Source organism: Streptococcus sp. 3613, from assembly GCF_013277375.1.
Taxonomy (GTDB): Bacteria; Bacillota; Bacilli; order Lactobacillales; family Streptococcaceae; genus Streptococcus; species Streptococcus pseudopneumoniae.
On sequence record NZ_VMMV01000052.1, the window covers coordinates 19,795 to 27,423 of the forward strand.

General features: G+C 43.7%; 6 protein-coding genes and 1 pseudogene. 1 reads left to right on the forward strand and 6 read right to left on the reverse strand.

All coding sequences use genetic code 11. The features are described from left to right. Positions 1–11 precede the first annotated feature (11 nt). The 5 genes from rsmB to gmk form a co-directional block, all read right to left on the reverse strand. Positions 12–1,325 carry a 16S rRNA (cytosine(967)-C(5))-methyltransferase RsmB gene (gene rsmB / locus HT708_RS06900; protein ID WP_172926172.1) on the reverse strand — a complete coding sequence of 438 codons (1,314 nt, stop codon included), beginning with the start codon at positions 1,323–1,325 and terminating at the stop codon, positions 12–14. Then, on the reverse strand, positions 1,318–2,253 hold the full coding sequence (gene fmt / locus HT708_RS06905; protein WP_172926173.1) for a methionyl-tRNA formyltransferase: 936 nt from the start codon (positions 2,251–2,253) through the stop codon (positions 1,318–1,320). The genes rsmB and fmt overlap by 8 nt, the downstream gene beginning before the upstream one ends. A 12-nt stretch (positions 2,254–2,265) precedes the next feature. Then, positions 2,266–4,662 carry a primosomal protein N' gene (locus HT708_RS06910; RefSeq protein WP_172926174.1) on the reverse strand — a complete coding sequence of 799 codons (2,397 nt, stop codon included), beginning with the start codon at positions 4,660–4,662 and terminating at the stop codon, positions 2,266–2,268. A gap of 65 nt (positions 4,663–4,727) precedes the next feature. Then, on the reverse strand, positions 4,728–5,042 hold the full coding sequence (rpoZ, locus tag HT708_RS06915) for a DNA-directed RNA polymerase subunit omega (protein ID WP_000979235.1): 315 nt from the start codon (positions 5,040–5,042) through the stop codon (positions 4,728–4,730). 24 nt (positions 5,043–5,066) lie between these two features. Then, positions 5,067–5,693 (reverse strand): guanylate kinase, encoded by a 627-nt coding sequence (gene gmk, locus HT708_RS06920; RefSeq protein WP_000775041.1) that lies wholly within the window; start codon positions 5,691–5,693, stop codon positions 5,067–5,069. Between the two features lie 280 nt (positions 5,694–5,973). On the opposite strand from gmk, the gene nagA reads away from it, so the two are divergent. Further along, on the forward strand, positions 5,974–7,125 hold the full coding sequence (gene nagA / locus HT708_RS06925; RefSeq protein ID WP_172926175.1) for an N-acetylglucosamine-6-phosphate deacetylase: 1,152 nt from the start codon (positions 5,974–5,976) through the stop codon (positions 7,123–7,125). 237 nt (positions 7,126–7,362) lie between these two features. Here the strand turns inward: nagA and HT708_RS06930 are convergent. Then, positions 7,363–7,629: pseudogene (locus HT708_RS06930) on the reverse strand (ISNCY family transposase); the annotation flags it as partial.

Below are 7,629 nucleotides of genomic sequence, written 5' to 3' on the forward strand. Positions count from 1 at the left end.
TCAGTTCCTTCCTAATCCGATATCTTGCGAAATTGACTGATGAAGAATCCATCACTTCCATACAATTCAGGTGTAATGAGGATACAGCCGTCTTTCATGATATCCTTACATTCATGTTCTAGCTTTACCTGCTCGAACTCAGGATGACTTTCTAAAAACGCCTCAACGACTTGAAAATTCTCCTCTGAGACAATAGTACAGGTACTATAAGTTATTATACCACCTTTGCCTAGTGTTTGACAAACACTACCTAATATTTCTAGCTGAATTTCCTGTAAGGACGCGAAATCTGCCGTTTCTTTATTGTATTTGATATCTGGTTTTCGGCGCAAAAGACCGATTCCTGAACAGGGAGCATCCACTAAAATCTTATCAAATGAATCCTGACTAAAAAACTCATGCACCTTTCTAGCATCTAATTTTTGCCTTTGAACCCGATTTGCAACTCCCAGACGTTGGGCATTTTCTTGAATCAAGTCCAACTTGTGGTCATACAAGTCCAGAGCAGTAACCTGACCTGTCGTAAGATAAGAGGCTATATGGGCTGTTTTCCCACCTGGAGCCGCACAGGCATCAAGCACTCGCTCATCTCCCTGCAAATTCAAAGTTGGCGCAACCAGCTGACTAGACTCGTCTTGGATGGTTATAGTCCCTTCTGCAAACAAATCATGGCCTGCAAAATGCCCTTGCTCCTTAACCAGACCAGTGGTTGCTAAAAGGGAATTATTCGCCTCCAATAAGGCTTGGATTTCCTCTTTTCGACTTAAATCAGTCACACGAATACTGGCCTTGTTGCGCACTAAGAGACTTTCAAAGATAGCTTGTGCTCGCTCCTCTCCGTATTCTTCTTTGAGCTTGGCAACTAGCCAAACTGGGAGAGAATAGGCAATGGAGTCACGCTTGTTTTTTCGCTTGATGCTAGCAATATCTGGCCAGCCTTCACGCAAGATACGGCGAAGGACAGCGTTGACCAATTTTTCACTGCCTTTTTTACGGATTTTGGCTAATTCCACTGCTTCGTTGACCACAGCATGATTTGGAATCTTATCAAGATAGCGGAGTTGGTAGGCACTCATGAGGAGAAGGACATAGAGCCAGCTGTCTAACTGGTCTCTGTCTTCGATAAAGTGGGATAGGTACCATTCCAGAGTCAGTTTACGGGCTACCGTTCCATAGACTAGCTCGGTCACTAAGGCCTTGTCTGCTGCCAAAAGTTGACTTCCCTTTAGATGCTTATTTAAGGCGATATTTGAATATGCTTGGTTGATAAAAACATCCTCTAGCACTGCTAGAGCTAAACTTCTAGCCGTTTCTACTTTAGTCACCAAATCGTTCTCCTACAGTCAATGTACGTCCAACTCCGTTGAGGAAGGAAGCAATGTCCATCTTAGGCTTACCAGCTGGCTGCACTTGTTTGAGGGATAGAGCCCCTTCAGCCGTTGCGACAATCAATTCTTTCTTGCCGATAGAGAGAATCTCACCTGGATTTCCCTGACCTTCTACTGATAGGGCTTCATAAATCTTAAAGCGGTCGCCCTTAAGGAAAGTATGGGCAACAGGCCAGGGGTTCATCCCACGGATCTGGTTAAAAAGTTGACGATTGCTTTTATTCCAGTCCAATTTTTCTTCTTCTGGCTTGATATTTGGCGAGAAAGTAACCTGACTTGGATCCTGTGGTTCAGGTTTGATGTCACCAGCAATGTAGGCAGGCAAAGTATCCAAAAGCAAATCACGACCAACAAGAGCTAATTTCTCAAACAAGGTGCCAACATTGTCCTCATCAGTGATAGGAATACTGCGACGGGAAATCATATCTCCTGCATCCATCTCCTTAACCATTTCCATAATGGTCACACCAGCTTCCTCATCGCCTTGAATCAAGGCGTAATGGATAGGCGCACCACCACGATGTTTAGGAAGAAGAGAAGCATGAACATTGACCGCAAAGTCCATGCTATCAAGGAGTTTACTTGGGAGAAACTGGCCAAAAGCGGCAGTCACAATCCCATCCGCTCCTAGCTTCATAATAGCTTCCATCTCTGGACTTCCAGATAATTTTTCAGGTTGGTAGATAGGAAGTCCTGCCTCTTTGGCAGCTTGTTTAACTGGGGTTTCCTGAATCACTTTTTTACGACCAACAGCACGGTCTGGCTGGGTCACAACGGCTAGAATTTCGTAACGGTCATCTGTCAAAAGTCCTTTTAAGACTGTTGCTGAAAAGTCGGGTGTCCCCATAAAGATTAGTTTTGTCATATCTTCTCCTTCTTATAAAAATTGCTGCGGCTCATGGTCAATGCTGAGACGGAGCTCACTATTTTCCCTTTCTTGAGTCAAGGCCAAGACCTGGTTGAGGGTTGGTCCCAGCTCATCTTCTAAACGGTATTTAATTAAAATCTGGTAATGATAGAGGTTGTGAGTACGGGCGATGGGTTTGGGCGTTGGCCCGAGGATGTTACTGGTTTCAGACAAACCTGACCGCAAAATGTTCATAACTTCATAGGCACGTTTGACCACCTCTTCTTCTTTCTTGTGAGAAAGGGTAATGCCAATGGTGAAATAGTAAGGTGGATAGCCAAGTTGTCGTCTGATACCCATTTCATAAGCATAAAAGCCTTCGTAGTCCTGGTCTTTTGCAAATCGAATAGCGTAGTGCTGAGGATTGTAAGACTGAATCAAGACCTGCCCAGCTTTTTCAGCACGTCCTGCTCGACCTGCCACCTGAGTCAAGAGCTGGAAGGTTCTCTCAGAAGAACGGAAATCAGGCAGATTCAAGGCCGTATCCGCATTTAGAACACCGACTAGAGTTACATTGGGAAAATCCAATCCCTTGGCAATCATCTGAGTACCTAGTAAAATATCTGCTTCTCCTCGCCCAAACTGGTCAAGCAGAGCTTGGTGACTACCTTTCTTACGAGTCGTGTCCACATCCATGCGCAAAATGCGAGCCTGGGGAAAGAGTTCTGCTAGCTCGTCATAAGCCTTCTGTGTCCCTGTCCCATAGTAGCGAATACTGCGGCTCTTACAGTTAGGACAGACCTGAGGAATGTCCTTCGAAAAACCACAATAATGGCAGTTCATGTTCTTGGTATCCATGTGCAAGGTCAAGGAAATATCACAGTTGGGACAAGTATCCACCGTCCCACACTCCCGACACATGACAAAGCTAGAATAACCACGGCGATTGAGCATGAGAACCACCTGCTCTTTTTTAGCCAGACGATCTTGAATGGCTTCTAGCAAAGGGGGCGTAAAGTTTGACGTCTCGTTTTGTCCGATATAGTCTCGAAAGTCAATTACTTGAACCTCAGGGATTCTAGCTAAAGGATTGGCGCGTTGGGTCAGACGTAAATGTTGATAAACGCCTTTGCCAGCACGCGCCCGGCTCTCTAAGCTCGGCGTTGCAGACCCAAGCACCAGAGCCGCTTGATTATACTGAGCCCGTAAAATGGCTACCTCTCTAGCATGATAACGGGGATTGCTGTCCTGCTTATAAGTCGCTTCATGCTCCTCATCGATAATCATGACACCTAGATTTTTCAGCGGAGCAAAGATGGCAGATCTAGCACCAACAACAACTTGGGCATCGCCGCGTTCCACCTTGCGCCATTCATCATACTTTTCACCATTGGACAGGCCTGAGTGAAGAATGGCCACTTTCTTACCAAAGCGAGCAATAAAACGCTCCGTCATCTGCGGAGTCAAGGAAATCTCAGGCACTAACAAGATGGCTGTTTTCCCCTTATCCAAGGCTCCTTGGATTATTTGTAAGTAAACCTCGGTCTTCCCACTTCCTGTGATCCCTTGAAGGAGGAAGGGAGGCTGATGACTACCAATCGCACTCACAACCGCATCACGCGCCTGTCTTTGCTCTGGATTCAACTCCAAAGGCTGACTTGCTTCAATCCCTTCAAAATAAGCAGCCGAGCGTTGCACTTCCTTTTGGACTATGGACACAGCACCTTGTTCCACAAAAAAGTTGACCTGCTCCCGTGAGTAGGACTCTAACAAACTAGCCAAGGAAGCACTCTCAGGATGAGACAGCAAATAGTCTCTCAGTTCTAACTTTTTCTTGGCGCGTGTAGAAATCTCTACACTTTCTAATTTAGCAAGGTCTACCTCATACCAAGACTGGGTCTTGACCTTCTTTTGATCAATCGCCTGATATTCTAGACCAAGCAGGCCTTTTCTAGTCAAACGCATCATTTCAGCTTGCTTACCTAAATCTAGAGAAGAAAAGGCAAGTGAATCTTCTGAACCAAACAAGCGCTCTCGGTCTTCCTGACTTAGGCCTTCCAGAGGATAGAGAATCTTGTCATAGCTGGAGTTTAGAAATCCCGGTAACATAGCCTTGAGGATAGAGATTTTATAGGAAAAGACGGACTTGCGGAGCTCTTCAGCTAGCCAGAGTTGTTCTTGCGTGAGAACAGGAGAAAAATCCAGCACCTCCGCAATATCTTTTAAATCTTGCTCCATCTCTTCCTCATCTGATTGAGACTCCAAACCAAGAACAATCCCTTGAATCAGGCGATTGCCCTTACCAAAAGGCACATGAACCCGCATCCCAACTTCTAGCATTCCCTCAAATTCCTTAGGAATCTTGTAACTATAGGGCTGGTCCGTCTGCATCAAGGGCACATCTACAATAATATTGGCTATAACCATCTTCTCACCTCCTCCTTGTCAGTACATTCTTACAATAGAAAAAATAAGATTGAGTCCCCCCAACCTTAAATTTTTTCACCATCTTCTTTTTCTTTAGCGATTTGCTCTTTGATTTTCTTTTCTTCTTCTTCTTTGCGGCGTTTTTCTTCTTCGATACGGCGACGCACTGCTTCACGTTTCCCTTCTGGGTCTGGGTGAATGGTTACGTTTCCTGATTCGATTTCTTCTAGAGCGCGAAGAGTTGATTTTTCAGACTTGAAACCTTGAGTTGCTGGTGCACCTGCTTCCAATTCGTGGGCACGTTTTGCTTCCAAGATTACGAGTGAATATTTTGAAGGAACCTTGTCGAGCAAGGTATCAATAGAGGGTTTTAACATCATTTGCTTGTACCTATTTTCTAAATTTTATCGGGTAGTTGGAGACTTTGGTAACATCTCCTGATAGTGACCAATGACACGGTCCACACGGAAGTGCTCTGCTTCGATCACACGTTTGACACGCTCAGCAGCTAGGGGCACCTGATCGTTGACAATCGCATAATCATACTCACGCATGAGAGCAATTTCTTCCTTGGCTTTTTCGATTCGTTGGGCAATCACTTCTGCGCTATCTGTTCCACGACCTACCAAGCGGTCTTGTAATTCATCCAAATCTGGTGGTGTCAGGAAGATAAAGACAGCATCTGGAACCTTTTTCTTAACCTGAAGAGCACCCTGAACTTCAATTTCAAGGAAAACATCGATTCCCTTGTCCAAGGTTTCATTGACGTAGGTCAGAGGAGTTCCATAGTAGTTGCCGACATATTCTGCGTATTCCAACATCTGTCCTTGACGAATCAGCTCTTCAAACTCTTCACGAGTACGGAAGAAATAGTCAACACCGTCCACTTCTCCAGGACGTTGTGCGCGTGTCGTCATCGATACAGAGTATTGAAATTGATTTTCAGAACTCTCAAAAATCTCTCTTCTAACCGTTCCTTTGCCAACCCCTGAAGGACCAGAAAAAACGATTAGTAAGCCTCGGTCTGCCATTGTGTCTCCTTTTAGTCAGTCTGTGAAATAACATTTCTCTAGAATAATGGCAAAAAGCCAGATTATCCTTTACAGTCTTTCTATCTAGTGTAACAAAAAAGCAGTAATTTTTCAACTGCTCTTTCTTATTTATTTAGATGTGTTGTGATTCGAACGTGAAATATCGCTTTTAAAATATCTTCAGAAAATAGGTCTATACCATTTACAAATGAAAAAGAAAGGTTTATAATGTAATTGACATAATAAATTGTAGAATCAATTTTTTAAGGAGGTTAACATTATGCCTAACTATATTAAAGCGGATCAGTTTTTCTACCCACACGGAGTTCGTCGAGGTGGTTACTTGGAACTTGTGAACGGCAAGTTTGGAAAACATGTAGAGCAGATTCCTGAAGGAGCTGAGGTGATTGACTATACAGGTTATAGCATTGCTCCAGGACTTGTGGATACCCACATTCATGGATTTGGCGGTGTGGATGTTATGGATAATAATATCGAAGGAACGCTTCATACTATGAGTGAAGGACTCCTCAGCATGGGGGTAACGAGCTTCTTGCCAACAACTTTGACATCGACTTATGAGCAATTGCTTGCGGTAACTGAAAATATCGGTGCTCGTTATCAAGAAGCAAGTGGCGCGAAAATTCGTGGAATTTATTTTGAAGGGCCTTATTTCACAGAGAAATACAAGGGGGCTCAAAACCCTGCCTACATGAAAGATCCTCGCATGGATGAGTTTCGTGCGTGGCAAAAAGCAGCAAATGGCTTGCTAAATAAAATTGCTCTTGCGCCAGAGCGTGAAGGTGTAGAAGACTTTGTACGGACTATCACCGGAGAAGGTGTAACGGTTGCTCTTGGGCACTCAAACGCGACTTTTGATGAAGCTAAAAAAGCAGTCGATGCTGGAGCGAGTGTTTGGGTACACGCCTACAATGGAATGCGTGGGTTGACTCACCGCGAACTGGGTATGGTTGGAGCCATGTATCAATTACCTCATACCTATGCAGAGTTGATCTGTGATGGCCATCACGTAGATCCAAAAGCCTGCGAAATTCTTATCAAACAAAAAGGGACAGAAAACATTGCTCTTATTACAGACTGTATGACAGCTGGTGGATTGGAAGACGGTGACTATATGTTGGGAGAATTCCCAGTTGTCGTTGCAAATGGAACTGCACGCCTCAAATCGACAGGTAACTTGGCAGGTTCTATCCTCAAACTCAAAGATGGTGTGAAGAATGTGGTCGAATGGGGAATTGCGAATCCGCATGAAGCAGTCATGATGGCCAGCTTCAACCCAGCTAAATCCGTTCACATCGATGACGTCTGTGGACAAATTCGTGAAGGTTATGATGCAGATTTTATTGTTTTAGACAAAGATTTGGAATTGGTAGCAACCTATCTAGATGGTGTGAAACGTTATCAAGCATAAGAGAGAAGAGTCTGGGCAAAAGTCTAATTTGAGGAGAAAATCCAGTAATACTCCTTTGAAGTCAAAAAGCAACAAACACTGTCAACTATTTGTTACAACTCCATTAATTAGTATTCCACTTTCTAAAATCAGTATTTTGAGCTGTGCAATCCAAGTCTTCTAATTTGTTTTTTAATTTCTGTTTAGTATAAATTTTACTTGGGCAGTAGACCAACTTGGAGCGTTTACGAGTTGTTCCAGGCTCAGTTTAGCTTGTTTTCTTAGTCTCTTCTTTGTCTTTCTGTGAGACTTGGGAGAGAGGATGTTTTCCTTATAGAGTATTTTTCTAACAGTTGTATCAGAGAGCTGAATTCCCTCTTCTTCAGCTAGTAATTCACAGAAATGAAGGACATTTGGTTTATATGTTTCATAGGAGAGGTATTTCTTTAGGACACGTTCTTTGATTTCATCAGGGATTGCATGTTTTGGTTTTCGATTTCTGTTTCCGTGTCTGAAGGCTTTTTT

Excerpts from the sequence above, each read along its gene's own strand:
- gmk (WP_000775041.1), bottom strand. The coding sequence starts at position 5,693 with ATGGCAGACCGAGGCTTACTAATCGTTTTTTCTGGTCCTTCAGGGGTT.
- HT708_RS06910 (WP_172926174.1), bottom strand. The coding sequence starts at position 4,662 with ATGGTTATAGCCAATATTATTGTAGATGTGCCCTTGATGCAGACGGAC.
- rpoZ (WP_000979235.1), bottom strand. The coding sequence starts at position 5,042 with ATGATGTTAAAACCCTCTATTGATACCTTGCTCGACAAGGTTCCTTCA.
- nagA (WP_172926175.1), top strand. The coding sequence starts at position 5,974 with ATGCCTAACTATATTAAAGCGGATCAGTTTTTCTACCCACACGGAGTT.
- fmt (WP_172926173.1), bottom strand. The coding sequence starts at position 2,253 with ATGACAAAACTAATCTTTATGGGGACACCCGACTTTTCAGCAACAGTC.